This window comes from Curtobacterium sp. NPDC089991 (assembly GCF_044748425.1).
Classification (GTDB): domain Bacteria; phylum Actinomycetota; class Actinomycetes; order Actinomycetales; family Microbacteriaceae; genus Curtobacterium.
Map to the genome: position 1 here is coordinate 370,261 of NZ_JBIVGB010000002.1, position 23,921 is coordinate 394,181.

Here is a 23,921-nt window from a genome sequence, read left to right on the forward strand (position 1 = left end):
CCGCGGGTCCGGCGGGGCCGTACCGTTCCCGCCAGTGTGCCCCTCGACGCTGGGCGCGTCCGGCACGTGGCAGCACCACCCCGACCGGGAGGCCCGTGCCGACTCCCCCGGACACTTCCGGCCACGCAGGTGGCCGGTCCGCAGTGCCCGCACCCGGTCCGGCGCGCTCCATGCGTCCGCACACAGCGACACTCCACCAGACGATCACCGCGTGCATCGTCGGAACATGCACACGCACCGGATGCGTGCGCAACGAGCGACACTCCACGAGTCGATCCGGTGGTGGATCGACGGAAGATGCGCCCGCACGGAACGCGTCAGGCGGGTTCGCGGATGGTGGTCTCGACGTCGACGACCTGCGGCACCCGCGGCATCGATGCGAAGCCGAACGCCACGGGCGGGTCGAGCGGTGCCAGGGTGCCGAGGGGCTCCCCCGCCCAGGTCCCGCGCACGCCGGTGACGTCGTGCGCCCCGGTCACGCCGTAGTACTCGCGGCGGCCGTTCCCCGCCGAGCCGGCGGTGCCGGACCCCGGAGCGACGAGCCGGGCGATCGGGTCGATCGCGGCGAGCCACCGCGGGTCGCGGGCGATCGGCTTCGGCACCACGCGCAGCACCCGGCCGAGCGGTGAGATCGTGCCGACGTCGACCGACACCTGCAGGGCGCCGGCGTCGAGCTCCAGGCCACGGGCCGTCCGTCGGGCCCGGACGTCGACCACGGACACGGTGTCGAACCGGTAGGTGCCGGAGACGTAGGCGGCGACGATCTCGTCCGGCGCGAGCAGCACGCTGGTGCCGTCGGGTAGCTCGAGGAACACGTCGGTGAACGCCCCGAACGGCGAGCGGTCCCACATCCCGACGACGATCCGGACGCCCGAGGTGGTGCCGACGCCCATGATCCGGCCGCGGAACCGGCGCTCGACGGGTGGGGTGCTGGGGCGTGACGGCATGCCGTGGACCGTACCCGGCGTGCCCGTGAGCCGGACCGACGGAGCCGACCCGCGCCTCCCGGCCGACGGGTGCGCGAAATCGACAGATCGCCGCGAACGTTCCGCGGCGATCTGTCGCTTTCGCGGCGTAGGCCCGCCGGGGTGATCGCCTACGGGACGGGGACGGGCTCGGCGAGCAGCTCGCGCACATGGGGCGCGACCTGGGTGCCGTACAGCTCGATGGACCGCAGCATGTCCTCGTGCGGCAGGCGACCGGTCGCGTACCGCATGTCGAACCGCGAGGCGCCGAGGATTCGCATGTTCCGGGCGATCTTCCGCGCCACGGTCTCCGGCGACCCGACGTACAGCGAGCCACCGGCGGACAGGCCCGCGTGGTAGCCGGCGACGTCGAGGGGCGGCCAGCCGCGCTCCCGGCCGAGCTGGTCGGTGACGGCCTTGTGGTACGGCCAGTACCGCTCGGCGGCTTCCTCGTCGGTCGCCGCGACGAAGCCCGGCGAGTGCATCGCGATGGGCTGCTGCGGCAGGTCGAGCTGGGCGAGCGCCTGACGGTACAGCCGCGAGAACGGGGCGAACTGCGCCGGCTGCCCGCCGATGATGGCGAGGAACAGCGGCAGGCCGTACGACGCCGCACGGATCACCGACTGCGGGGAACCGCCGACGCCGATCCAGGTGGGGATGGCGCCGTGCTCGAGCTTCGGGAAGACGTCCTGGTCGACCAGGCTCGCGCGCTTCGTGCCGGACCAGGTGACGGCGTCGCCTCCGCGCAGGGCCGCCCAGAGCTGCAGCTTCTCCTCGAACAGGACCTCGTAGTCGGAGAGCTCGTGGCCGAACAGCGGGAACGACTCGGTGAAGGAACCGCGCCCGAGGATGACCTCGGCACGGCCGTCCGAGATCGCGTCGACGGTGGCGAAGCGCTCGTAGACGCGCACGGGGTCGTCGGACGACAGCACCGTGACGGCGGAGCCCATCCGGATGCGGGAGGTCGAGGCGGCGATCGCGGCGAGGACGACCTCGGGTGCGCTCACCACGAAGTCGGCGCGGTGGTGCTCGCCGACGCCGATGAAGTCGATGCCGACCTGGTCGGCGAGGACGGCCTGGGCCACGACGTCGCGGATGCTCTGCGCGTCGGACTTGAGGCTGCCGTCGGCGAGCTCGGTGACGTCGCCGAAGGTGTCGATGCCGAGCTCCACGCCTCCGATCCGCTCGGGTGCGGGCGGCGGGACGTCCGAGGGGCGGTCGGTGCCGAATGCGTTGCTCATGGTTCCTCCTGGTCGCACTTCCATGCGTTTGCATCAAAATAGCACGGCCGAGCCGTGATGGCCAGCGCCCGCGTGTACGGTCGCCCGCATGCCGAAGCTCCCTGACCAGACCGGACGCAGGATCGTCGTCACCGGCTCCAACAGTGGCACCGGGAAGGAAGCCGCGACCCGTCTCGCGGCCGCCGGCGCGAGCGTCGTGCTCGCCGTGCGCACGACCGCGAAGGGCGATGCCGCCGCGGCCGAGATCCGTGCAGCCCACCCGAACGCCGACGTCGAGGTGCGCGAACTCGACCTCGCGGACCTGGCGAGCGTGCGCCGCTTCGCCGACGGCATCGTCGGCGAGGACCGCCCGATCGACGTCCTGGTGAACAACGCTGGCGTCATGGCGCCGCCGCAGCGCTTCGAGACGGTCGACGGGTTCGAGCTGCAGTTCGGCACGAACTTCCTCGGTCCGTTCGCGCTGACGAACCTGCTGCTGCCCTCGCTGCTGCGTGCCGAGGCACCGCGGGTCGCGACAATGTCGAGCCTCGCCGCGATCCCCGGCCGGATCCGCTTCGGCGACCTGCAGTGGGAACGCGGGTACAACGGCTGGCGCGCCTACGGCCAGTCCAAGCTCGCCGACCTGCTCCTCGCGCTGCACCTGCACCGACTGACCGTCGAGGCGGACGTCCCCCTCGTCAGCACCGCGGCGCACCCCGGCTACACCCGCACGAACCTCCAGTCGGCCGGGCGCTCACTCGGACGCACGAAGCCGGTGCGGTCCAGCAACCGCGCGCTCCCCTTCACGCAGGCGGTCGAGCAGGGCACCGAGCCGCTGCTCTACGCCGCGGTCGGCCCGAACGCGGTCGGTGGCGCCTACTACGGCCCGGCCGGTCCCTTCGGCCTGACCGGACCGACGACCGCCGTCTCGATCCCCGGGTCGGCACGGAGCGCCGACCTCGCCCGCTCGCTCTGGGCCGTCGCCGAGGACCTCACCGGGACGCGCCCGCCCCTCTGAGCGCGGGGCGCGGCCGGGAGGCCCGTGGCGCGTCCGGTGCGCCGCCTGCGTCAGGCGCGGTGCAGCTCCACCGACCCGTCCAACCGTCCGGGTTCGGTCAGGCGGGCGTGCTGCAGGACCGTGCGGTCCGGACCGATCGCCGCGGCGACGATCGACAGCGTCGTCATGTGCCCCTCGGCCTCGTGCGCGTCACGGAGGATCGCGTCCGGGTGGTCGCTCGGCAGCACAGCAGACTCGGCCAGGACGCCGAACCAGCCGCTCCACCCGTCTCCGGCGTCGTCGCCCGCGTCCACCGTCCGGAGTTCGTCGAAGGGTCCGAGCACCGGTGGCCCGACCGGGGCCTCCGCGGCGCGGAAGGCCTCGAGCCACCGCCCGATGCGCGGCGCCGCCGGGTCGTCCGGTTCGCCGTGCGTCACCATGTGCACGCCCGGGCCGAGCTCGGTCGTTCGGACCCGTGTGCCGTCCCAGGTCAGGACCGCGGCGCCGTCGGCGGTCGCCCGCACCAGGTTGAACGCGCGGGTGGTCGGCAGCGTGCCGTCGTGTCCCGGCAGCAGGTCGTCGGCGACGGCGTCGACCGGCACCACGCCGCGGGTCGTCCACGTGCCGTCGACACTCGGCACCGGTTCGCCGCGGTTGAGCACGACCGCCAGTCCGGCGCGGTCCGAGGCGGCGAGCCACGCACCGCCGGCAGCACGGTCGCGCACACCGCGGACCCCGGGGTCGCGATCGGGCCACCACGCAGCAGGCGGGTCCCACGGACGCTCGGGTGACTCGTCCCGCAGGGCGAGGACGGTGACGGGCCACGCGGACCCGGGGTCGACGCGGACGACGACGGTGCACATGCCGTCGATCCTCGCACGTGCCCCCGGTAGCGTGAGCGGCGTGAACGCAGCAGCAGAGCGCACCCTGACCGTCATCGTGGGGATCACCGGGGGCATCGCCGCCTACAAGGCCGTCGGCGTGGTCCGCGACCTCGTCAAGCGCGGGCACGAGGTGCACGTCGTCCCGACCGAGGGGGCGCTGCGCTTCGTCGGGCTGCCGACGCTCGAGGCACTCAGCCGCAACCCCGTCACCACGAGCGTCTGGGACGACGTCTCCGAGGTCCGCCACGTCGCCCTCGGCCGTCGCGCGGACCTGGTCGTGGTGGCCCCGGCGACCGCGGACTCCCTGGCACGGATGGCGAACGGCCTGGCGAGCGACCTGCTCGGCACGACGCTGCTCGCCACCGACGCCCCGGTCGTCGTCGCACCGGCGATGCACCCGCAGATGTGGGAACACCCCGCGACCCGGGCCAACGTCGCCGTCCTGCTCGAGCGGGGTGTGCACCTGGTCGGACCGGTGGTCGGCGCGCTGACGGGCGACGACGCCGGAATCGGCCGGATGGCGGAACCCGAGGACATCGTCGCCGCAGCACTCGCCGTGCTGGACGACCCGGCCGGTGCAGGCGCGGGGCGTCGCGCCGGCACCGACGGGGGGACGCAGTCCGGCGCCGGGGCCCGTGGCGAGCAGGGCGACCTGTCCGGTGTCCGCGTGGTCGTCAGCGCGGGGGGCACCCGTGAGCCGTTCGACCCGGTGCGCTTCGTCGGCAACCGGTCGAGCGGCCGGCAGGGCCTGGCCATCGCCGCCGACGCAGCGGCGCGCGGCGCCGTCGTCACCGTCGTCGCCGCGAACGTCGAGGCCGGCCTGACCGCGGGCATCGACGCGACCGTCGTGCCGGTGGGGTCAGCGCTCGAGCTCGCCGAGGCCGTGCACGCCGCGGCGGTCGATGCCGACGTCGTCGTGATGACCGCTGCCGTCGCCGACTACCGGCCGGCCGAGGTCCTCGCCGAGAAGCTCAAGAAGGACGCCCAGGGCGAGCGGATGACGCTCGAGCTGGTGCGGAACCCCGACGTGCTCGCCGACCTGGTGGCGGCGCGGCGCACCGGGCAGGTCATCGTCGGGTTCGCCGCCGAGACCGAACCCGACCGCGACGCCCGCATCGCACTCGGCCGCGCGAAGATCGCCCGCAAGCCCGCCGACCTGCTCGTCGTGAACCACGTCGGCTGGTCGGCCGGGTTCGAGCGCGAGGAGAACGCGATCGAGGTCCTGGTGCCGGGCGGCGAGGTGGTCCGCGAGACCTCGGGTACGAAGGCCGAGGTGGCGGCGGCGGTCCTCGACCTCGTCGCGACCGCACTGACCTGATTCCGAGGACGGGCGAGCACGATGGGGGCATGCGACGACGTGAGCGGATCAAACGAGCCACCCGGACTGCCACACTGCTCGCGGTGCTGCTCGGCGGGGCCGGCGTCACCCACTTCCTGCAGCCGCGCCACTACGACCGGATCGTGCCGGACACACTGCCACCGCGCCTGACGACCGTCGCGTCCGGCGTCGCCGAACTCGGCATCGCCGCCGGGCTCGCGTTCCCGGCCACTCGCCGGGCCTCGGGGTGGGCTGCAGCTGCCCTGTTCGCCGCGGTCTTCCCCGCGAACGTGAAGATGGCGAACGACCTGCTCGACAGCCCGCGGTCGACCCGGGCGATGCGCCTCGTCTCCGTGCTGCGGCTCCCGCTGCAGGCCCCGCTCGTCCTGTGGGCCGTGCGCGTCGGTCGGCACGCACCGAAGCGGTGACCCAGCCGTCCTGGACCCGTGCGGCCGCACCACTGCTGCACCGGCCGGTGACCCAGCACGCGTGGGACGACATCGTCTTCGCGCACTGGCGACACGACCCGGGCTCGCTGGCGCGACTCGTCCCGCGGGGAACGCGTCCCGACGTGGTCGACGGCAGCGCCTGGGTGGGACTGACGGCCTACGTCTTCCACGAGACGCGGGTGCCGCCGTTCCCCTCCGCCGGCCGCCTCGGCCGCATGACCGAGGTCACCATCGAGGTCCTGACCGTGGACGACCAGGGCCGACGTGGGGTCGCGTACCGCACCGTGGACACCGCGAACGTGCCGGCGATCGTGGCCGCACACGCGCTGCTCGGCGTCCCGTACACCTTCGCGCACGCCCGGTCGCGCCGCCGCGGCGAGGTCGTCGCGCACCGGTCGGTCCGGCACCCCGCACGTGCACTGCACCCGGTGCGCTGGGCGCGGTCGCTGCGGCAGGAACGTCCCTCGGGCACGGCCAGACCCCGGCACGCGGCCTCGATCCGGGTCACCGCCGGTGACGTCGTCGACACGCCCCTGGCCGCCGAACTCACCACCCGCGCCGGCATCCACGCCCGGTACCTGGCCCAGACGCTGTTCTGGCAGCGACAGCACCCGCCGCTGACCGTTCGGGCCGCGCACCTCGACCGGCTCGAGGGGGACCTGCCCGACGCCGTCGGCATGCCGGGGCTGTTCGACCGGGCACCCGACTCGCTGCTCGTCGTCGACGGCACCACGGTGCGGTACGCCTGGGGTGGGGTCGTGCGGTGAGCGACCACGCCACGGACGATGCCGCCCAGGACGACCTCGACCGCCCCGTGACACGCGCTGAGCCGAGCGGAACGCCGGTCTCATATCAGGTACGTTGATCGGTGCGCGTGCACTGACCGCGCCCCGATCGAAGGAGAACGCATGCCGGTCCCCCGCAGCGCCCCGACCGAGCACCAGCTGCTCCGCGACACCGTCCGGCACAAGATCCACGACGCGATCATGGACGGCACGCTCGTCCCCGGCGAGCGGCTCAACGACGACGAGCTCATCGCCTGGCTCGGCGTCTCCCGCACCCCGATCCGCGAGGCACTGAGCCAGCTCTCCCGCGCCGGCCTCATCGAGATGGCGCCGAACCGGTACACGCGCGTCACGACGCCGAACCCCGCCGAGGTCATCGAGGCGATGCAGACCCTCGGGGTGCTGTTCGGTGGTGTCGTCCGCCTCGCGGTCCCGCGCCTCGGCGCGGGTGCACGGAAGAAGATCCTCGCGCAGCTCGACAAGACGATCGCCGAGCTCGAGTCGCACGACGTCGCCGCGGTCAACCACGACTCGCTCGACGTGTTCGCGCTCTACGTCGCCGAGTGCGGCAACGAGAACCTGCAGCGCGTGTGCCGCGACACCATGGACGGTCTGGCCTTCCGCCTGCGCCTGCCGAACCTCGACGAGCTCGTCGACTGGGACCGCATGACCGCGGACTTCCGTCGGCTGCGCACCGCGACCGAGTCCGGCGACAACGTCGCCGCGGAGCTCGCGACCGAGGCGATCCACCAGCTGCCGGGCGAGAAGCACTGAGTCCGGCTGTACCGCCGTACAGGAACCCGCCCGTCTCGCGCACGCGAGGCGGGCGGTCCGCGTTCCACGGGCCTCCCGGACACCCCGTCCCGGCCCGCGACCGACGCGCACGACGCTCCCAGACTGCGGATCCGGCGAGCCGATAGCATCGCTGGCGACCACCCGATCGCCCACCCGGAGCAGCACATGAGTCCTCGATCGACGGACCGTACCGAGGTCGCCGCACGTCTGGCCGCGGCGGTCGGACGGATCAACCGGCGAGCACGGACGGACTCGGCCTCGCTCGGGTACGGGATCGTGTCCGCACTCGCCACCATCCAGCGCGAAGGACCCCTGCGCCCGGGCGACCTGTCGCGGATCGAGGTGGTCACGAAGCCCACGATGACCCGCATCCTGACCGAGCTCGAACAGCGCGGCTTCATCGAGCGCGAGGCGGACCCGAGGGACGGCCGCGCCTTCATGGTCTCGGCCACCGACGAGGGCATCGCGGCGGTCGAACGAGCACGCTCGGACCGCACCGGGATCGTCGCCGAGCTCATCGCCGAGCTCGGTGAGTCCGACGTCACCGCGATCGCCGGAGCGCTCGACGCCCTCGAACGCGTCGCCCAGGGCGACCGCACCCAGGAACCTCACACGTTCTAGGTCCGAACCGGCCGTTACCGAACCGTTACCAACGGGTGGACGGACGGTTCTGCCAGCGATCCTGGACGCGTCATCCAGTCTGACGAGTCATCGTGTCGGCTTCGCCCGACGGCGGCCTCCCCAGGGCCGGTCGCGGCGGACGGACGGGCCCCACACCACCGTCCGGTCCTCCCCGGTTCGCCGGACTCCCCCTGCTGCGCGCACCTCGACGCGCGCAGCATCGCTCACCGTCCCCGACGTGCCGCGCAGCCCGGAGTCCCGCACCACGAACCGCCCGACCACCGGAACCGATGCCAGGACACACCCCCGACCTCCCCACCACCACCGCCTCGACCCGACGTGAGGCCCTGAACTCCCCCAGCCGGCGTGTGCGCCGCGCCCTCCGCCACCGTGCGCTCCGACACCGTGCGACGTTGATCGTCGGCGGCGCCGCGGTCCTCGCCGTCGCCGGCGGTGCCCTCACGATCGGCACCCAGCCCGCCATCGGCGAAGCGCTCGGCATGCCGACCGGCACCGCGAGCGCGACCGCGACGGCCCAGCCCGCCCTGCGCGGCACCGCCCTCGACCGTGCCCAGGCAGCGGCGACCATCTCGACCGCGAAGACCGTGATGACGACGGCGAACGCCAAGACCGACACGGCCTCGCTCGAGCAGCACATCGACGCGCTCAGTGACTACCCGGAGCTGTCCGGCGCCGCGCTCACGACGCGCATCTCGTCGACCGTCGAGTCGACCGCGCACGTCGCGCAGGCCAGCGCCACGCAGGACAAGCGCGACGTCGACGCGAAGGCAGCAGCCGTCGCGAAGGCCGCCGCCGAGAAGCGGGCCGCCGCAGCAGCAGCGGAGGCCGCACAGAAGCTGGCGGCGGGCAACACCGTCGCAGGCGCCAAGGCGACGGCGACCTCGCTCGCGTCGTCCGAGTACGGCTGGGGCTCCGACCAGTTCCAGTGCCTCGACAACCTGTGGACCAAGGAGTCCGGCTGGAACTACCAGGCCGTCAACGCCAACGGCGGGGCGACCGGCATCCCGCAGGCGCTGCCCGGTTCGAAGATGGCGACCATCGGCTCCGACTGGCAGACCAATGCCACGACCCAGATCAAGTGGGGCCTGCAGTACATCAGCGCCGCGTACGGCACCCCGTGCTCGGCGTGGGCGCACTCGCAAGCGAGCAACTTCTACTGAGCGGCGCGGGCCGGCCGCCTGCTGGCCCACGCACCTGCACGTCGAACGGCCCCGGGTACCGCCCGGGGCCGTTCGTCCTGTAGGCATGCCGGGTGACGACGATCGGACTGCGCCGGATGGCGCCCCGCGACCCCGCCGAGGGACACCGTGCCGCGAGCCCCTTGGAACTGCTGTTCGACCTGGTGTTCGTCGTCGCGGTGGGCTTCGCCGCCACCAACCTGCACGAGATCGAGACCGAGGGGCACGTCAGCTCCGCGGTGGTGGCGTACGCCATGGTGTTCTTCGCCATCTGGTGGGCGTGGCTGAACTTCAGCTGGTTCGCGACCTCGTTCGACACCGACGACTGGCTGTACCGCGTCACGACGTTCGTGCAGATGGCCGGCGTGCTCGTGCTCGCCGCCGGGGTGCACGCCGCCATGACCGAGGGGGACTTCACGGTCCCGGTGATCGGCTATGTCGTGATGCGCCTGGCGATGGTGGCGCAGTGGCTCCGCGTCGCCGTGGCGTCCTCGCGGTACCGCCGCACCGCACTCCGGTACGCCGTGGGCATCGTCGTCGTCCAGGTGCTCTGGGTCGGCATGCTCGCGCTGCCGCAGGGATCGACGGCGTGGGCGTTCCCCGTCCTCATCCTGCTCGAGGTCCTCGTCCCGCCGATCGCCGAGGGCACGGGCGAGACGACGCCGTGGCACACGCACCACATCGCCGAGCGGTACGCGCTGTTCACCCTCATCGTGCTGGGCGAAGGACTCGTCGCCTCGGCGAACGCGGTCATCGACGGCATCGCCCAGGCCGACCACCTCGCGTCGCTGCTCGTGCTGGCCGCCGCCGGGCTCGTCATCGTCGCCGGACTGTGGTGGATCTACTTCTCGCGCGAGCAGCACGACCACATCCGGAACCTGCCGAGCGCGCTCGTGTTCGGCTACGGCCACTACTTCGTCTTCGCCGCCGCGGGTGCACTGCCGGCCGGGATCGAGGTCGCGGTCAGCGCGGACGCCGGCGAGGCCGACCTGTCGCACGCCACGGTGGCTGCGACCGTGGCCGTCCCGGTCGCGCTGTTCGTGCTCGCGATCTGGGCGCTCGCACTCCGGCCGTCGCTGTCCGCCGGGTGGAACGCGATCGTCGTCGTGCTCGCCGTCGCGATCCTCGCGACGATCGCGGTGCCCGACGTCTCCCTCGTCGCGACCGCGCTGCTCGTCGCCGCGATCGTCGTGGTGCTCGAGGTCGCCGAGCGGCGGCCGGGGACGCACCGCGTGCGCTGAGGACGCGATCAGGGGTCGGACGGGAGGCCCGTGGCGGCGCCGCCACGGGCCTCCCGTCCGCCGTCGCCGAAGCGACAGAATCCCGCGAACGGTTCACGGGATTCTGTCGCTTCAGCGGGACGGTCCGTGCACGGTGACGGGACTGTGTCGCGTTGACGAGCCGGGTTCACCCCACCCGCGCGACCCGCACGTCGACCCGCGTGAGCGCCAGGCCGTGCGCCGACGCCGTCGTCAGGGCGACGTCGTGCACGGCGCGGGCGACCTCGGGCGCGGGCCGGTGTCCGTCGGTGCCGATGACGACGCGCAGGACGCCGTCGTCGACCACGACGCGGGCGGGGGTCGCGCTGGACGCCATGCCGCGGACGGCGCTGACCGTGCTGGCCACGGTCGGGCGGGCGCGGTAGAGGTCGGTGACGCCGGGGACGTCGACCACGGCCTGTTCGACCACGGCGAGGGTGTCGTCGGTGGTGCTCATCGGGTCCCCTCGGTGTCGATCTCGGTGTCGGTGTCGGTGTCGGTGTGCGGGTCGTCGGCGTCGGGCTGCGGTTCGAGCAGGTCGCGGACCACCACGTCGATCGACTCGACGACCAGGTCGGTCTGCTCGGCCAGCGCCTGGGCGACCCCGGTGCGGACCAGGTCCGCCGTCGCGACGATCGACGGGCCGGACATGATCGCGACCTCGACGACCACGCGGATCGGTGCGGCGAGTTCGGTGACGTCGCCCTCGAGCCGGCACCGGGCGACGAGGACGCCGGGAACACCGTCGCCGGTCCGGCGGATGAGCGATCGGATGGCTCCCTCGGTCATCACCGGGCGCTCCGACTCGGACTGCGCGCGGAGCGGGACGTCCCGTCCGGAGCGGGACTCCAACGAGATGTTGGCGAGCACGCCGCCGATCCACGACTCGTCGGCCGGGGCTTCGTCGCGGGCGGCGGCCTCGAGGGAGCCGAGCGACGCGTGCCGCACGCGCAGGATCGCCGCGAGGGCGTTCTGGCACGCGGGTGAGCCGTCGATGGTGGGGTCCGGCGGCTGCATGCCGGCGTCCAGGTAGTCGGCGAGCTCGTCGATGGAGTGGCCGTCGAGGTCGTCGAGTTCGAGTGCGTCGAGGTCGCTCATCGCCATCCCTCCATGAGTCGGATCATGTTCTTCCTCGCTCGGGACAGGAGTCCGCGGACCGTCGAGGGAGGCAGGTCGAGTTCTGCGGCGATGTCGTCGTAGCTGTACTCGAGCACCTCCTTCATGATCCAGCAGCGTCGTTGGGCTTCGGGCAGTTCAGCGAGCGCCGTCTCCGCCGCTTCCTCGCGCGAGCGGGCCTCGGCGACCCGGTCGGGAGCGTCGTCGGCGGGTGCGGCGACCTCGAGTTCGGTGACGTCGTCGTGGAACCGGCGGGCCCGGATGCGGTCCAGGCACTTCCGGCTGAGGATCCGCATCAGCCAGGACTTCACCTTGGCGTGGTCCTCGAGCCGGTCAAGGCGGTCCCACGCGGTGATGAAGGTCTCCTGCACGACGTCGTCGAGTTCGTCGGTCGATCCCAGGGTCCGACGGGCGTAGGCGCGCAGGAGCGGCGTGTAGCGGCGGATCAGGACCTCGAAGGCCCGAACGTCGCCATCGGACGACCGGCCGGCGAGGACCGCGTCGTCGAGCTCGGCGAGGGACTGGTGGTGCACGCTTTCCTTCTACTGGTCGGGGCTGGGAACGAGGTCGGCCGCTGATGGGACGCGCGAGGACGGCGGATCGTCACACTTCTCGTCACACTTGCGCCAGAGTGGAGACATGTCGCTCGTCACCGCCGTCTGCCGCGTCGACCGCCTGCTGCCCGACTCCGGCACGATCGGCGTCACCGCCATCGACAAGCGTCCGGTCGACGGCAAGGTCCGGGTCCGACCGCTCGGGCTGTACGCCGACGTCCAGGCCGACCGGAAGCACCACGGCGGCGAGGACCAGGCCGTGTACGCCTACGCCGACGAGGACGCCGCGTACTTCGCCGCGTCGCTGGAGCGCGAGATCCCGCCGGGCCTGTTCGGCGAGAACCTGCGGACCACGGGTGTCGACGTCACCGGGGCCGTGACGGGCGAGCGGTGGCGCATCGGCGAGACGCTGGAGCTCGAGGTGACGATCCCGCGGATCCCGTGCGGCACGTTCGCGCGCCGGATGGGCGTCGACAAGTGGGTCCGGCGGTTCACCGAGGAAGGCCGTCCGGGCGCGTACCTGCGGGTCGTGAAGTCCGGCCCGGTGGCAGCAGGTGACCCGGTCGTCGTGACGTACCGGCCGGAGCACGGCGTGACGATCGGCGAGGTCTTCGCGGGGCTGACCCCCGAGCGTGCCCGTGCCGTGCTCGAGTCCGGGGAGCGTCTCGCGCCGAAGGTCGTCCGCGACGTCTCGAAGGTGCTCGCCCGGTCCTCGGCAGCCGCCGGCTCCTGATCAGTCGCCGCGCGTCGGGTCGAGGGGCCGCTTCGCTCGGGGCAACCCGGCGACGACCAGGTCGTAGGCGTTCGCGACGAGGTCCTCGACCAGGGTCTCGTCGATGCCGTCACCGGGAGCGAGCGTGATCCAGTGCCGCTTGTTCATGTGCCACCCCGGTGTGATCTCGGCGTGGTCGCGGACGAGTGCTGCCCCGTGCGGTGGCGCGCACTTCAGGTTGACGATCGGCACACCGCGGAGCTCGCTCGTCATCACGAACATCTTGTCGACGACCTTGTAGACCACGGCGCCCTCGCCGAAGGGCTCGGTCTCGAACACCGCGGGCAGGGCCATCGCGGTGCGACTCGCGATCTCGTGCAACTGCGCGCCGTCCATGCACCCAGCATGCCCCAGACGCCCGACACCGCGGCTCGCGGACCGGACCTGTTCGGGGGCATGTCATGAGCGTCGTTCACATCGTAGGATCAGGTCGCCGCGTACCCGACGCGGCGGTCGCTCCGGCGATCACCCACTCGTTCCAGGGGGAACCCGTGCGCATCATCCGTACCCTCGGCATCGCCGCCGCCACCGCAGTCCTCGCCACCACCGTCGTCGTCGGAGGGGCCTCCACCGCGCAGGCCGCCCCGAAGACCTACGCCAACTGCACCGCGGTGCACAAGGTGTACTCGGGCGGCATCGCGAAGAAGTCCGTCACGAAGAACAAGGTGGTCTCCGGCGGCAAGACCACGACCCGTGCGCTCAAGGGCACGGTGAAGAAGGACGACGCCCTGTACAAGGCGAACGCGAAGCTCGACCGCGACAAGGACGGCATCGCCTGCGAGAAGAGCTGAGGCGCTGACGCGCCGACGCACCGAACCGCTGGCCCTCGAACGCCCCGTCGATCCGGCGGGGCGTTCAGAGCGTCGGGACGCCCTCGTGCCCGGACCGCGGGCGGGCGGTCCCGGCGACCCCGGTGACGACCGACCCCGCGGGGACGTCCTTCGTCACCACGGTGTTCGCACCCACGACGGAGTCCTGTCCGATGCTGATCGCCCCGATCAGGGACGATCCCGAGCCGAGCACCACGCGGTCGCCGACGACCGGATGCCGGCGGGCTCCTGGGCCGTGGTCGCCACCGCGGCCGCCCAGGGTCACCCCGTGGAACAGCACGACGTCGTCCCCGATCACCGCGGTCTCCCCGATCACGACGCCCATGCCGTGGTCGATGAAGAACCGTCGGCCGATGCGGGCGCCAGGGTGGATCTCGATGCCCGTCACCGACCGTGCTGCCTGGCCGATGACCCGTGCGACGAACCGGGACCCGGGCAGGCCCCTGGCGAGCCAGAGCCGGTGCGTCACGCGGTAGGTCCAGATGGCGTGCAGCCCGGAGTAGACGATCGCGTTCTCGAGGTCACCACGGGCAGCGGGGTCGCCGCGGCGTGCTGCGGCCAGGTCCTCCCGGACCGTCCGCAGCACGCCTCGTCGGACGGGACGACTCACGCAGTGAGTCCCTCGAAGAGCACCGTCGACAGGTAGCGCTCCCCGGTGTCGCAGACGATCGCGACGACGCGCTTGCCGGCGTTCTCGGGTCGCGCTGCGATCTCGAGCGCGGCGTGGATGATCGCGCCGGACGAGATGCCGGCGAGGATGCCCTCGTCGGTCGCGAGCGCCCGCGCCACACGCAGGGCGTCGTCGAGCTCGACGTCGAACACCTCGTCGATGACGGACTGGTCGAGGACCTCGGGGATGAAGTTCGCACCGATGCCCGCGATCTTGTGCGGTCCGGCCTTGCCCTCGGTCAGCAGCGGGGAGTCCTTCGGCTCGACCGCGACGATCTGCACGCCGGGCACGCGCTCCTTGAGCACCTGGCCGACACCCGTGATCGTGCCACCGGTCCCGACGCCGGCGACGAACACGTCGACGTGCTCCTCGGTGTCGCGCAGGATCTCCTCAGCGGTGGTCTTCCGGTGGATCGCGGCGTTCGCGGCGGTCTCGAACTGGTGGGCGAGGATCGCGCCGGGCGTCTCGTCGACGATCGCGGCGGCGCGTTCGACCGCGCCCTTCATGCCCTCGGGACCGGGGGTGAGCACGATCTCGGCACCGTAGGCGCGCATCACCGCACGACGCTCGACGCTCATCGTCTCCGGCATCGTGATGATCACCTTGTAGCCGCGGGCCGCACCGACGAGCGCGAGGGCGATGCCGGTGTTGCCCGACGACCCCTCGACGATGGTGCCGCCCGGCTGCAGGTCGCCGGACTGCTCGGCCGCGTCGATGATCGCGACGCCGAGGCGGTCCTTCACGCTGGCGCCGGGGTTGTAGAACTCGAGCTTGGCCAGCACCTCGGCGCCGCCCGCCTTCGGCAGCCGGTTCAGCTTGACGAGCGGGGTGTTGCCGAACGCCTGGGAGATGTTGTCGTAGATCGTGCCGCTCATCCGGTCCGTCCTCATCGGGTCAGGTCGCGCATCGCTCTTCCTGGAGGCGCGGTGTGCGCCCGATCCTAGCGACCGGACCCCAGGTGGTCCTGTCCACGGCATCGGGCTCCCGTTGCCGTGTGGCCCACCTGGGCGTACGGTGCCGGGCAACGACGAGGAGGTCGCCATGTCCAAGCTGCAGCAACCCGAGGTCGCACCGCCCGTGGTCGACCGTGCCGCGTTCGACGAGGCACTCGCCACCCAGGTCCGCGACGAGAAGGAACTCACCCGGCACGGCGACCGGGTGTCCGCCGCCCGCCGCCGACTCCCGATGGTCCAGGTGGAGGACTACGAGTTCCAGGGCTCCGACGGCCCGGTCCGGCTCTCCGAGCTGTTCGACGGCCGCTACCTGCTGCTCGTGCAGAACGTGATGTTCGCGCCCGACTGGGACGACGGCTGCCCGAGCTGCACCTGGGCCGTGGACAACCTGCCGGCGAACACGGGCCGGCTCGACGACGAGGGCATCGCGTTCGCCATGGTCTCGCAGGCTCCGATCGAGAAGCTCGAGCGCTGGCGGGAGCTGCGCGGCTGGCCGCACCGGTGGGTGTCGTCGGGCGCCACGAGCTACCACGACGACTGGGGCTGGACCCTGCACCACGACGACTACGACGGTCCGGTGCCGGGCTACTCGTACTACCTGCTGCGCGACGGCGTGCCCTACCTGACGTACGCCACCGGGTCGCGTGGGACCGAGGCGATCCTGCCCGTCGCGCACATCATGGACCGCACCGCGTACGGCCGCCAGCAGGACTGGGAGGACAGCCCCGACGGCTGGCCGCAGTACCCCACCTACGGCTGACTCCGGCGCTCCATCTCGATTGGTCCGCAGCTTGTGGACCTATTGACGATGTCTCAGCGCACGAACGCCGTCCGCGCGAACCGCTCGTCAGTCGCTTCGAGCACCCGCAGCACGTTGCCCCCGGCGACCGCCCGCAGGTCATCCGCTCCCCACCCGCGCCGCTGCAGCTCGGCCGCGAGCACCGGGTACCGCGACACGTCTCGCAGGTCCGGCGGCAGCACCGGGGTGCCGTCGTAGTCCCCGCCGAGGCCGATGTGTGCTGCGCCGGCGAGGTCGCGGGCGTGCTCGACGTGGTCGGCGACGTCCGACACCGTCACGAGCGGCGGCTCCCCCACCGAGCCGGCGTCCTCCCAGTCCGCCCAGTCGCGTGAGACGAACTTCGGGACGAACGTGATCATCACGATGCCGCCGTTGTCCGACAACCGGGCGAGCACGTCGTCCGGCACGTTCCGCGGGTGGTCGTCGACGGCGACGGTGGACGAGTGACTGAAGACGACGGGCTGCGTGGCGACGTCGAGGGTGTCCCGCATGGTCGCCGGTGCGGTGTGCGACAGGTCGACGAGCATGCCGATCCGCTCCATCTCGGCCACCACCTGGCGGCCGCGATCGGTCAGCCCGCCGTGCGGACGCGAGCCCGTCGCCGAGTCGGCCCAGGGGGTGTCGTCGTTGTGCGTGAGCGTCATGTAGCGGACGCCGAGTCGGGCGAAGACGCGGAGCACCGCCAGGTCGTCGCCGATGGAGTGCCCGCCCTCGGCGCCGAGCAGCGACGCGATCCGACCGGACTCGACCGCCGCCCGCACCTCGGCCGCCGTCCGGGCGAGTGCGAGCGACTCCGGGTACCGCTCGATGATCCGGTGCGCCAGGTCGATCTGCTGCAGCGTCGTCCGCACGGGGTCCGGTTCGTCGACGGGCACGAAGACCGACCAGAACTGGCCGACGACCCCACCGGCGCGGAGCTTCGGCAGGTCGGTGTGCAGCGAGTCGACCTCGGTGTCGATGCCCTCGACCCCGGAGTCGTGGGCCTCGCGGCGCTCCCACGGCAGGTCGTTGTGGCCGTCGATGACCGGGAACGGGATCGCGTCGAACGTCATGCCCCGACGCTACCGCGCACGTCCCCGTGGCTAGGCTCGGTGCGTGGAACCCGTCACCCTCCGGACCGATCGCCTGGTGCTCTCCGTGCCGGAACCGTCCGATGCGGAGGACGTCATCAGGTACGCGAACGACCCCGACGTCGTCGCCTACACGCCGGTACCGGTGCCGTACGGCCACGCCGAGGCGTACCACTGGATCACCGACGTCGTGCGCGCTGGCTGGTCCACGGACTCCCGCTACGAGTTCGGCATCCGGCGGGCCGACGACCTCCGACTCCTCGGGACGATCGGACTGTTCGGGTTCGTCGACGGCGCGGCCGAGGTCGGCTACGCCGTGCACCCGGACGGTCGCGGCCACGGCTTCGTGACCGAGGCCGCAGCCGCCGTCCTGGCGTGGGCGTTCGCGCCGTCGCCCGACGGACTCGCGCTCGTCCGCGTGCAGTGGCGGGCGATCGCGGCGAACGCCCCGTCCGCGGCGATCGCGCAGCGGCTCGGGCTCCGCTACGAGGGACGGCTCCGGTCCGGCGTGTTCCACCGCGGACGACGCCACGACCAGCTCATCGCGGCTGCTCTGCGCGATGACGACCGCTCGACGCCGACGGTCTGGCCAGCCTCGTGACGGTGACGTTCCGCGTGGTGACCGAGCTCGCGGCACCGCCGGAGCGCGCGTTCGCGCTGTCGCTCGACATCGGCGCGCACGAGCGGTCGATGGCTGCGACCGACGAACGCGCCGTCGCCGGCACGACGTCCGGCACGATCGGCCTGGGCGAGTCCGTCACCTGGCGCGCGCGGCACTTCGGGGTCGTCTGGCGGATGACGAGTCGGATCACTGCTCTGGAGGCTCCGCACCGGTTCGTCGACGAACAGGTGCGTGGGCCGTTCGCCCGCTTCCACCACGAGCACCGGTTCGAGCCGTCGGCCGGCGGCACGCGCATGGTCGACACCATCACGTTCCGCGCACCGTTCGGCCCGCTCGGTCGTCTGGCCGAGGTCGTCGCCCTCGAGCGCTACCTGCCGCGGCTCATCCGTGAGCGCAACGCGTCGCTCGCCACCGAGCTGCACGCCGACGGCCGCGACGGCCCCGACAGCCCCGACGGTCAGGGCGCTGCGAGCTCCCCCAGCGCGTCGTAGGCACTCGCCACCGCGTCGACCCGCGCGCGGCCGGCCGGTCCCGAGGCTTCGTACACGTCGTTCGCGATGGCCGCGACGACCGCGAACAGGGCAGCCATCGAGTCGAACGCCGCCGGTGAGTCGACCGGGCACAGGATCGCGGTGTTCGCCGGTGCCGCGATGACGGCTGCGGTCGGGTCGCCCAGCACGACGACGTCGGCGCCGGTCGACACGCAGTGCCGCACGATCCGGTCGACCCCGGCCGTGTGCCGACGCACGGTCACCAGGACGACGAGGTCACGGCGGTCGAGGTCGGCGACCTCTTCGCCGAGCCGCTGCCCCGGTGCCGGACCGACCCGGACGTCGGAGCGGACCTGGGCGAGCTGCGCGCGGAGCTGCAGCGCCACCGGGTAGGCGCCGCGCTCCCCGAACACGAGCACGCGATGAGCGCGGACGATGCGGCGAGCGAGTCGCGGACGATCGGCACGGGCCAGCGAGGCGAAGGCCGCGTCGAGGTTGCGGGCCTCGACGGCGCGCTGGTCGACGTGGGCGGCGTCTTCCGCAACCCACGGCAGGCCGGAGCCGCGTGCGGACATCAGGTTCTGCCGGACCTCGGCCGCGTCCTGGAACCCGAGCGACCGGACGAGCCGGGACACCGTGGCCTTCGACGTGCCCGACTCGGCGGCGAGCTCGGCCGAGGTGCCGACGAGCAGGAGTTCCGGGTCGTGCCTGACCATCGCGGCGACGCGTCGTTCGGCGGGCGAGAGCTGCTCCCAGACGGAGTCGATGCGGGCGCGGACGTCCGGTCCGGCGGTGCTCATGCCCGGGCCACCCGCTCCACCGCGACGGCGAGCGCGTCGAGCCCGAGCGCGATGTCGGGCGTCGAGACAAACTCGTCCGGGTGGTGGCTGATGCCGTCCGGGTTGCGCAGGAACAGCATCGCGACGTCGGTAACGAGCCCGAGCGACATGGCGTCGTGTCCAGCTCGCGAGAACAGCTCCATCGGCGCGGCCTCGCCCGTCGACTCGATGCCGGCGCGGACGGCGTCCATCAGCCGCGGCGCGCAGAACACCGCCGGCGCGCGGTGCACCTCGGTCGGCGTGACGCTGACCCCGCGTCGTTCCCCGATCAGCGAGAACGCCTTCGTGAGCTCGTCCCACACCGCGTCGCGGCCGTCGTCGAACTCGCCGCGCAGGTCCACCGAGAACCGTGCGAGCCCGGGGACCACGTTCACGGCGCCCGGTTCGACGGTCATCGTGCCGACGGTGCCGACGTGGTGCGACGCCCGGCAGATCCGCTCGACGGCCAAGGCGGCCTCGGCCGCGGCGAGCAGCGCGTCGTGGCGGCGCTCGTACGGCGTTCCGCCCGCGTGCCGGGCCTCGCCGACGGCCTCGACCGAGAAGCGTCGGGCGCTCGCGATGCTCGTGACGACGCCGAGCGCCTGACCGGCCTGCTCGAGGTACGGACCCTGTTCGATGTGCGCCTCGAGGTACCCGGCGAGCGTCGTCGGGTCGGCCGCCGCGTCACCCACCCGGGCCGGGTCGAGCCCGAACCGGGTGAAGGCCTCGCGCAGGGTCACGCCGTCGCCGTCCGCCAGGTCCCACCAGGACTCGTCCCACACCCCGGCGACGGCGGACGACCCGAGGAGCGCCTTGCCGAAGCGGGTCCCCTCTTCGTCGGAGAACGCGATGACCTCGAGCGCGACGGGCAGCGGTCCCTCGGCCGTCAGTCGCGCAGCGGTGCGGATGGCCATCAGGACCCCGACGATCCCGTCGTAGCGGCCGGCGTCCACCACGGTGTCGAGGTGCGAGCCGAGCAGCAGCACGGGGGCGTCCGGCGTCGCGCCGTCGATCCGTCCGTGCAGGTTGCCGGCGGCGTCCTGCCAGGTGGTGAGTCCGGCGTCCTGCATCCACCCGGCGACGATCCCGTTGACAAGTGCGTGCTCGGGCGACAGGTACACGCGGGTGATCCGGCCGGTCTCCTCGGTGACCAGGGCCAGCTCGTCGCACCAGCGCGCCACGAGCTCGGCGTCGGCGGTGCCCAGGGCAGTGGCGGTCACGACCGGGGCCGCGCTCACGCCAGCACCCCGACCGGCGCACCGGAGAAGACGTCGAGGGCCGCGTCGACCCCACCGCCGTGCGGGACGGCGTGCCCCGCCCGGCGGAGCGCGTGCTCGAGGGCGGCGAGGGTCGTCACGACGGTGTCCTTGCGGGCGTTGTAGCCCATGGTGCCGATGCGCCAGACCTTGCCGTGCAGCGGTCCGAACGAGGTGCCGATCTCGATGCCGTGGTCGTCGAGCATCGAACCACGGACCTGGTCGCCGACGACGTCGGACGGGATCTCCACCGCGACGACGTTGTGCATCTTGTGTGCGACGTCACCGAACACCCCGAGCCCGAGCGCCTGGACGCCCTGCAGCATCGCGCGGCCCGCGAGTTCGTGCCGAGCGATCGCCTGCTCGCGCCCTTCGTCGAGCAGGATGCGGGCGCACTCGTTGGCGGCGTAGAGCATCGACGCGGCCTCGGTGTGGTGGTTCAGCCGCCGCGGACCCCAGTAGTCCAGGATCATCGCGAGGTCGAGGTAGTTCGAGCGAATCGGCTCGTCGGCGACGTCGTCACCGGGTTCGCGGATGCCGGCCTCGACGCTGCGGCGCTCGTCGAGCACGGCGGTCGCACGCGGCGAGACGGTGACCGGCGCACTGCCGGACGGCCCGCCGAGGCACTTCTGCAGGCCGGCGCTGACGGCGTCGATGCCCCAGGCGTCGACCTCGAGCGGGTTGCCGCCGACGGTCGCCGTGGCGTCGGTGTAGAACAGCACGCCGTGCCGCTCGCAGATCGCGCCCAGTTCGTCGAGCGGCTGGTTCATCGTGGTGGAGGTGTCGCCCTGCACGATCGCCAGCACCTTCGGCCGGACACGGACGATGGCGTCCTCGATCGCGGACGGCGTGAAGACCTGGCCCCACGCGGTCTCGATGGTGTGGACCTCGGCCCCGGCACGGCCCGCGATCTCGGCGAGCAGGTGCCCGAACCGGCCGAACACCGGCACGAGCACGCGGTCACCCGGCGCGAGGAGCGACACGAGCACCGCTTCGATCCCGGCGCGCGAGGTGCCGTCGACGAGCACGGTGGCCTCGTTCGTGGTGCCGAACACACCGCGGTAGAGCTCCTGGGTGTCGTTCATGGCGGAGGTCATCCACGGGTCGTACTGCCCGACGAGCGGGGTCGACAGGGCGCGGAGCACACGCGGGTCGGCGGTGATCGGGCCGGGGCCCATGAGGAGGCGGGCTGGCGGGTTCACGGGGTGCATGGTTGGTCCTTCCGTTCCAGTCACGAGCGTACCGGAACGATCGTTACAGACGTGTTTCGGTGACCCGGGCATCCGCGGTCACGGGAGCCGCGACGAGCTGCCCCGCGACGGCGGTGACGCCGGACGCGGTGGACGCCACCACGCGCCCGCGCAGCCAGGTCTCGGTGACGCGGCCACGGGCCTCCAGGCCGGCGAACGCGGAGACCGGGTTGCGGTGTGCGAGGCCGGCCACGTCGATGACCGCCGTGGCGGACGGGTCGAACACGGCGAAGTGGGCCAGCGCGCCGGGGGCGATGACCCCGCGGTCGGGGAAGCCGACGAGTGCTGCCGGACCGGTCGTGAACAGCGGCAACAGCACCTCGAGCGGGACGCCGCGGCGGAGGGCCTCGGTCCAGACGGCTCGGAAGCCGACCTGCAGGCCGGCGATCCCGCCCCAGGCGAGTCCCCAGTCGTCGACCTTGAGGTCGGCGGTCGACGGCGAGTGGTCCGACACGATCATGTCGATCGTGCCGTCGAGCACGCCGGCCCACAGGGCGTCACGGTTCGCGTCGTCACGGATCGGCGGGCAGCACTTGTACTCGGTCGCGCCGTCGGGGATGGACCCCGCTTCGAACGACAGGTAGTGCGGGCAGGTCTCGACCGTGATCCGGACGCCGTCGTCCTTCGCGGCGCGGATCATCGGGATCGCTCCGGCGTCGGACAGGTGCAGGATGTGGACCCGCGCGCCGGTGGCCCGTGCGCCGTCGATGACCCGCGCGATGGCGGACCGCTCGGCGTCGACCGGGCGGGTGGCGAGGAAGTCCTCGTAGTGGCCGCCGAGCGCGGCGTGGTCGACCAGGAACTCGGGGTCCTCGGCGTGCACGATGAGCAGGGCGTCGATCCGGGCGACCTCCTCGATCGCGTCGCGCAGTTGGTCGGCGTCGAGGTGCGGGAACTCGTCGACCCCGGACGGCGCGGTGAAGCACTTGAACCCGAAGACGCCCGCGTCGTGCAGTGCGCCGAGCGAGCCGGCGTTGTCGGGGACCGCCCCGCCCCAGAACCCGACGTCGACGGCGACCCGCCCCTCGGCACTCGCGCGCTTCACGGCGAGCGCCTCGACCGTCGTCGTCGCGGGGATCGAGTTGAGCGGCATGTCGATGATGGTCGTGACCCCGCCGAGTGCGGCGGCCCGGGTCGCGGACGCGAACCCCTCCCACTCGGTGCGTCCGGGTTCGTTGACGTGCACGTGGGTGTCGACGAGGCCGGGCAGCAGGACCTGGTCGGCCGGCACGGTGCGGTCGTCGACGGCGGCCACGGCTGCGTCGACCGGCAGGACGGTGTCGACGCGGCCGTGGCGCACGACGACCGCTGCGGGGCGGAAGGCTCCGTCGATCCAGGCGCGATCTGCGCGCAGGACGAGGTCCGCGACGGTGTCGGTGTCGACGTCGGTGCGGGACTCGGTGCTGCCGTCGGCCGGGAGGCCCGTCATGCGCCCGCCCCGACCGTCGCGCCCGCCGCCGGCTGGCGTTCGAAGCCCGCCAGCAGACCCGACATCGCCTTCGTCGGCGGGGTGGCGTACTCGCCGTGCTTGCCCGTCGAGAGCCCGAGCCGCACGAGCGACTCGGCGAGCACGGTCGCCGCGGCGACGCCGTCGACGACCGGTGCCCCGATCGCCCGCGAGACCTCGGCGCAGAAGTCCGCCATCCCCGCGCAGCCGAGCACGACCGCGTCGGCTCCGCCGGCGATGACGGCCCGGCACTCCTCGATCACCAGGGCGCGTGCGCCCGAAGCGGGGTCGTCGAGCTCGAGCACCGCGACCTCGCACGCCCGGATCTCGGTGACGAGCGACGCGAAGCCGTAGCGCTCGGCGAGCTCGTGGGCCCGTCCGGTCGTCCGCGCCAGGGTCGTCACGACGCCGAACCGGCGCCCGAGCATCGCCGCTGCGTGGAAGCCCGCCTCGGCGATCCCGATGACCGGCCCGGCGGCGAGCTCCCGCGCGGCGTCGAGGCCCGGGTCACCGAAGCAGGCGACGACGTAGGCGTCCACGCCGTCCTGCTCCCCGAGCGCGATCTGCTCGAGGAGCCCCGGCACCGCGAGCGCCTCTTCGTAGTGGCTCTCGATCGACGCCGGGCCCATCGTGGGGTTCACCGCCTCGACGATGGCGCCCGGGCCGGCGACCGCGTTGGCGGCGACGCCGATCGAGCGGGTCATCGAGGCGGTGGTGTTCGGGTTGACGACGCGGATGCGCATCGGGGTCCTTCCGGTGGTGCGGGCGGTGCGGGTGTCGC

General features: G+C 72.7%; 28 protein-coding genes. 13 read left to right on the forward strand and 15 right to left on the reverse strand.

Annotated elements, in window-relative coordinates:
* Nucleotides 1-317 precede the first annotated feature (317 nt).
* Both ACIPV1_RS06905 and ACIPV1_RS06910 read right to left on the reverse strand, forming a co-directional pair.
* Complete coding sequence (locus ACIPV1_RS06905; protein ID WP_123292027.1) at nt 318-947, reverse strand: hypothetical protein; 630 nt, start codon at nt 945-947, stop codon at nt 318-320.
* Between the two features lie 149 nt (nt 948-1,096).
* Nucleotides 1,097-2,206 carry an LLM class flavin-dependent oxidoreductase gene (locus ACIPV1_RS06910; RefSeq protein ID WP_402726008.1) on the reverse strand — a complete coding sequence of 370 codons (1,110 nt, stop codon included), beginning with the start codon at nt 2,204-2,206 and terminating at the stop codon, nt 1,097-1,099.
* A gap of 88 nt (nt 2,207-2,294) precedes the next feature.
* Between ACIPV1_RS06910 and ACIPV1_RS06915 the strand changes: the two genes are divergently transcribed.
* Entirely contained in the window at nt 2,295-3,203 is a 909-nt protein-coding gene (locus tag ACIPV1_RS06915; RefSeq protein ID WP_173169279.1) for an SDR family oxidoreductase, read from the forward strand.
* Between the two features lie 50 nt (nt 3,204-3,253).
* Here ACIPV1_RS06915 and ACIPV1_RS06920 read toward each other — a convergent pair whose 3' ends face one another.
* Nucleotides 3,254-4,045 carry an NRDE family protein gene (locus ACIPV1_RS06920; RefSeq protein ID WP_165901115.1) on the reverse strand — a complete coding sequence of 264 codons (792 nt, stop codon included), beginning with the start codon at nt 4,043-4,045 and terminating at the stop codon, nt 3,254-3,256.
* 64 nt (nt 4,046-4,109) lie between these two features.
* Between ACIPV1_RS06920 and ACIPV1_RS06925 the strand changes: the two genes are divergently transcribed.
* The 7 genes from ACIPV1_RS06925 to ACIPV1_RS06955 all read left to right on the forward strand — a co-directional run bounded on the left by ACIPV1_RS06925 (nt 4,110) and on the right by ACIPV1_RS06955 (nt 10,474).
* Nucleotides 4,110-5,384, forward strand: coding sequence for a bifunctional phosphopantothenoylcysteine decarboxylase/phosphopantothenate synthase (locus ACIPV1_RS06925; RefSeq protein WP_402726247.1), 1,275 nt, complete (start codon nt 4,110-4,112; stop codon nt 5,382-5,384).
* A gap of 29 nt (nt 5,385-5,413) precedes the next feature.
* Nucleotides 5,414-5,812, forward strand: a complete 399-nt coding sequence (locus tag ACIPV1_RS06930) for a hypothetical protein (protein WP_123338786.1) — start codon at nt 5,414-5,416, stop codon at nt 5,810-5,812.
* A complete protein-coding gene (locus tag ACIPV1_RS06935) occupies nt 5,809-6,600 on the forward strand; it encodes a YqjF family protein (protein ID WP_248703650.1) in 792 nt (263 codons plus the stop codon). The genes ACIPV1_RS06930 and ACIPV1_RS06935 overlap by 4 nt, the downstream gene beginning before the upstream one ends.
* A gap of 141 nt (nt 6,601-6,741) precedes the next feature.
* On the forward strand, nt 6,742-7,392 hold the full coding sequence (locus ACIPV1_RS06940) for a GntR family transcriptional regulator (protein WP_123938562.1): 651 nt from the start codon (nt 6,742-6,744) through the stop codon (nt 7,390-7,392).
* Nucleotides 7,393-7,578: 186 nt separating this feature from the next.
* Nucleotides 7,579-8,034, forward strand: a complete 456-nt coding sequence (locus ACIPV1_RS06945) for a MarR family winged helix-turn-helix transcriptional regulator (RefSeq protein WP_111084361.1) — start codon at nt 7,579-7,581, stop codon at nt 8,032-8,034.
* Nucleotides 8,035-8,447: 413 nt separating this feature from the next.
* A complete protein-coding gene (locus tag ACIPV1_RS06950; RefSeq protein WP_131879398.1) occupies nt 8,448-9,215 on the forward strand; it encodes a hypothetical protein in 768 nt (255 codons plus the stop codon).
* Between the two features lie 92 nt (nt 9,216-9,307).
* Nucleotides 9,308-10,474, forward strand: coding sequence for a low temperature requirement protein A (locus tag ACIPV1_RS06955; RefSeq protein WP_402726009.1), 1,167 nt, complete (start codon nt 9,308-9,310; stop codon nt 10,472-10,474).
* 166 nt (nt 10,475-10,640) lie between these two features.
* Here ACIPV1_RS06955 and ACIPV1_RS06960 read toward each other — a convergent pair whose 3' ends face one another.
* From ACIPV1_RS06960 to ACIPV1_RS06970, 3 genes are read right to left on the reverse strand one after another with little or no spacing between them, the layout of a single operon-like run.
* A complete protein-coding gene (locus tag ACIPV1_RS06960) occupies nt 10,641-10,949 on the reverse strand; it encodes a hypothetical protein (RefSeq protein ID WP_402726010.1) in 309 nt (102 codons plus the stop codon).
* The gene (locus ACIPV1_RS06965; RefSeq protein ID WP_402726011.1) at nt 10,946-11,590 is read right to left on the reverse strand and encodes a hypothetical protein; all 645 of its coding nucleotides are present in this window, start codon (nt 11,588-11,590) and stop codon (nt 10,946-10,948) included. The genes ACIPV1_RS06960 and ACIPV1_RS06965 overlap by 4 nt, the downstream gene beginning before the upstream one ends.
* The gene (locus ACIPV1_RS06970) at nt 11,587-12,141 is read right to left on the reverse strand and encodes an RNA polymerase sigma factor (RefSeq protein WP_111084365.1); all 555 of its coding nucleotides are present in this window, start codon (nt 12,139-12,141) and stop codon (nt 11,587-11,589) included. The genes ACIPV1_RS06965 and ACIPV1_RS06970 overlap by 4 nt, the downstream gene beginning before the upstream one ends.
* Before the next feature lie 106 nt (nt 12,142-12,247).
* Here ACIPV1_RS06970 and ACIPV1_RS06975 point away from each other — a divergent pair, with 106 nt between their 5' ends.
* Nucleotides 12,248-12,895, forward strand: a complete 648-nt coding sequence (locus ACIPV1_RS06975; RefSeq protein ID WP_402726012.1) for an MOSC domain-containing protein — start codon at nt 12,248-12,250, stop codon at nt 12,893-12,895.
* Here ACIPV1_RS06975 and ACIPV1_RS06980 read toward each other — a convergent pair whose 3' ends face one another.
* Nucleotides 12,896-13,270 carry an MmcQ/YjbR family DNA-binding protein gene (locus ACIPV1_RS06980; protein WP_159573198.1) on the reverse strand — a complete coding sequence of 125 codons (375 nt, stop codon included), beginning with the start codon at nt 13,268-13,270 and terminating at the stop codon, nt 12,896-12,898.
* Between the two features lie 155 nt (nt 13,271-13,425).
* Here ACIPV1_RS06980 and ACIPV1_RS06985 point away from each other — a divergent pair, with 155 nt between their 5' ends.
* Nucleotides 13,426-13,725: an excalibur calcium-binding domain-containing protein gene (locus tag ACIPV1_RS06985; protein ID WP_235035941.1), complete on the forward strand. Its 300-nt coding sequence runs from the start codon at nt 13,426-13,428 to the stop codon at nt 13,723-13,725.
* A gap of 64 nt (nt 13,726-13,789) precedes the next feature.
* On the opposite strand, the gene epsC is transcribed toward ACIPV1_RS06985, so the two are convergent.
* Together epsC and cysK are read right to left on the reverse strand one after the other, a co-directional pair.
* Nucleotides 13,790-14,374: a serine O-acetyltransferase EpsC gene (gene epsC, locus ACIPV1_RS06990; protein WP_402726013.1), complete on the reverse strand. Its 585-nt coding sequence runs from the start codon at nt 14,372-14,374 to the stop codon at nt 13,790-13,792.
* Nucleotides 14,371-15,309, reverse strand: coding sequence for a cysteine synthase A (gene cysK / locus ACIPV1_RS06995; RefSeq protein ID WP_123292013.1), 939 nt, complete (start codon nt 15,307-15,309; stop codon nt 14,371-14,373). Before cysK ends, epsC begins: the two co-directional genes overlap by 4 nt.
* 166 nt (nt 15,310-15,475) lie before the next feature.
* Here cysK and ACIPV1_RS07000 point away from each other — a divergent pair, with 166 nt between their 5' ends.
* Complete coding sequence (locus ACIPV1_RS07000) at nt 15,476-16,147, forward strand: DUF899 family protein (protein ID WP_402726014.1); 672 nt, start codon at nt 15,476-15,478, stop codon at nt 16,145-16,147.
* 53 nt (nt 16,148-16,200) lie between these two features.
* Here ACIPV1_RS07000 and ACIPV1_RS07005 read toward each other — a convergent pair whose 3' ends face one another.
* A complete protein-coding gene (locus ACIPV1_RS07005; protein ID WP_402726015.1) occupies nt 16,201-17,238 on the reverse strand; it encodes a dipeptidase in 1,038 nt (345 codons plus the stop codon).
* 43 nt (nt 17,239-17,281) lie between these two features.
* On the opposite strand from ACIPV1_RS07005, the gene ACIPV1_RS07010 reads away from it, so the two are divergent.
* Both ACIPV1_RS07010 and ACIPV1_RS07015 read left to right on the forward strand, forming a co-directional pair.
* Entirely contained in the window at nt 17,282-17,857 is a 576-nt protein-coding gene (locus tag ACIPV1_RS07010) for a GNAT family N-acetyltransferase (RefSeq protein WP_402726016.1), read from the forward strand.
* Entirely contained in the window at nt 17,854-18,369 is a 516-nt protein-coding gene (locus tag ACIPV1_RS07015) for an SRPBCC family protein (RefSeq protein ID WP_123938552.1), read from the forward strand. The genes ACIPV1_RS07010 and ACIPV1_RS07015 overlap by 4 nt, the downstream gene beginning before the upstream one ends.
* On the opposite strand, the gene ACIPV1_RS07020 is transcribed toward ACIPV1_RS07015, so the two are convergent.
* From ACIPV1_RS07020 to ACIPV1_RS07040, 5 genes are read right to left on the reverse strand one after another with little or no spacing between them, the layout of a single operon-like run.
* The gene (locus tag ACIPV1_RS07020; RefSeq protein WP_123292009.1) at nt 18,336-19,169 is read right to left on the reverse strand and encodes a MurR/RpiR family transcriptional regulator; all 834 of its coding nucleotides are present in this window, start codon (nt 19,167-19,169) and stop codon (nt 18,336-18,338) included. The two genes, ACIPV1_RS07015 and ACIPV1_RS07020, sit on opposite strands and share 34 nt — an antisense overlap.
* A complete protein-coding gene (locus tag ACIPV1_RS07025) occupies nt 19,166-20,425 on the reverse strand; it encodes an allantoate amidohydrolase (RefSeq protein WP_123938550.1) in 1,260 nt (419 codons plus the stop codon). Before ACIPV1_RS07025 ends, ACIPV1_RS07020 begins: the two co-directional genes overlap by 4 nt.
* The gene (locus ACIPV1_RS07030; RefSeq protein WP_123938549.1) at nt 20,422-21,654 is read right to left on the reverse strand and encodes an alanine--glyoxylate aminotransferase family protein; all 1,233 of its coding nucleotides are present in this window, start codon (nt 21,652-21,654) and stop codon (nt 20,422-20,424) included. Before ACIPV1_RS07030 ends, ACIPV1_RS07025 begins: the two co-directional genes overlap by 4 nt.
* Nucleotides 21,655-21,697: 43 nt before the next feature.
* Nucleotides 21,698-23,122 (reverse strand): allantoinase AllB, encoded by a 1,425-nt coding sequence (allB, locus tag ACIPV1_RS07035; protein ID WP_402726017.1) that lies wholly within the window; start codon nt 23,120-23,122, stop codon nt 21,698-21,700.
* Nucleotides 23,119-23,883 carry an aspartate/glutamate racemase family protein gene (locus tag ACIPV1_RS07040; RefSeq protein ID WP_402726018.1) on the reverse strand — a complete coding sequence of 255 codons (765 nt, stop codon included), beginning with the start codon at nt 23,881-23,883 and terminating at the stop codon, nt 23,119-23,121. Before ACIPV1_RS07040 ends, allB begins: the two co-directional genes overlap by 4 nt.
* Nucleotides 23,884-23,921: the final 38 nt, after the last annotated feature.

What these genes read in the sequence shown, in the direction of transcription:
- ACIPV1_RS06945 (WP_111084361.1), top strand. Translation starts at nt 7,579, where the DNA reads ATGAGTCCTCGATCGACGGACCGTACCGAGGTCGCCGCACGTCTGGCC.
- ACIPV1_RS07020 (WP_123292009.1), bottom strand. Translation starts at nt 19,169, where the DNA reads ATGAGCACCGCCGGACCGGACGTCCGCGCCCGCATCGACTCCGTCTGG.
- ACIPV1_RS07030 (WP_123938549.1), bottom strand. Translation starts at nt 21,654, where the DNA reads ATGCACCCCGTGAACCCGCCAGCCCGCCTCCTCATGGGCCCCGGCCCG.
- ACIPV1_RS06975 (WP_402726012.1), top strand. Translation starts at nt 12,248, where the DNA reads ATGTCGCTCGTCACCGCCGTCTGCCGCGTCGACCGCCTGCTGCCCGAC.
- ACIPV1_RS07040 (WP_402726018.1), bottom strand. Translation starts at nt 23,883, where the DNA reads ATGCGCATCCGCGTCGTCAACCCGAACACCACCGCCTCGATGACCCGC.
- ACIPV1_RS06920 (WP_165901115.1), bottom strand. Translation starts at nt 4,045, where the DNA reads ATGTGCACCGTCGTCGTCCGCGTCGACCCCGGGTCCGCGTGGCCCGTC.
- ACIPV1_RS07000 (WP_402726014.1), top strand. Translation starts at nt 15,476, where the DNA reads ATGTCCAAGCTGCAGCAACCCGAGGTCGCACCGCCCGTGGTCGACCGT.
- ACIPV1_RS07005 (WP_402726015.1), bottom strand. Translation starts at nt 17,238, where the DNA reads ATGACGTTCGACGCGATCCCGTTCCCGGTCATCGACGGCCACAACGAC.
- allB (WP_402726017.1), bottom strand. Translation starts at nt 23,122, where the DNA reads ATGACGGGCCTCCCGGCCGACGGCAGCACCGAGTCCCGCACCGACGTC.
- cysK (WP_123292013.1), bottom strand. Translation starts at nt 15,309, where the DNA reads ATGAGCGGCACGATCTACGACAACATCTCCCAGGCGTTCGGCAACACC.
- ACIPV1_RS06930 (WP_123338786.1), top strand. Translation starts at nt 5,414, where the DNA reads ATGCGACGACGTGAGCGGATCAAACGAGCCACCCGGACTGCCACACTG.
- ACIPV1_RS06980 (WP_159573198.1), bottom strand. Translation starts at nt 13,270, where the DNA reads ATGGACGGCGCGCAGTTGCACGAGATCGCGAGTCGCACCGCGATGGCC.
- ACIPV1_RS06910 (WP_402726008.1), bottom strand. Translation starts at nt 2,206, where the DNA reads ATGAGCAACGCATTCGGCACCGACCGCCCCTCGGACGTCCCGCCGCCC.
- ACIPV1_RS06965 (WP_402726011.1), bottom strand. Translation starts at nt 11,590, where the DNA reads ATGAGCGACCTCGACGCACTCGAACTCGACGACCTCGACGGCCACTCC.
- ACIPV1_RS06915 (WP_173169279.1), top strand. Translation starts at nt 2,295, where the DNA reads ATGCCGAAGCTCCCTGACCAGACCGGACGCAGGATCGTCGTCACCGGC.
- ACIPV1_RS06940 (WP_123938562.1), top strand. Translation starts at nt 6,742, where the DNA reads ATGCCGGTCCCCCGCAGCGCCCCGACCGAGCACCAGCTGCTCCGCGAC.
- ACIPV1_RS06905 (WP_123292027.1), bottom strand. Translation starts at nt 947, where the DNA reads ATGCCGTCACGCCCCAGCACCCCACCCGTCGAGCGCCGGTTCCGCGGC.
- ACIPV1_RS06960 (WP_402726010.1), bottom strand. Translation starts at nt 10,949, where the DNA reads ATGAGCACCACCGACGACACCCTCGCCGTGGTCGAACAGGCCGTGGTC.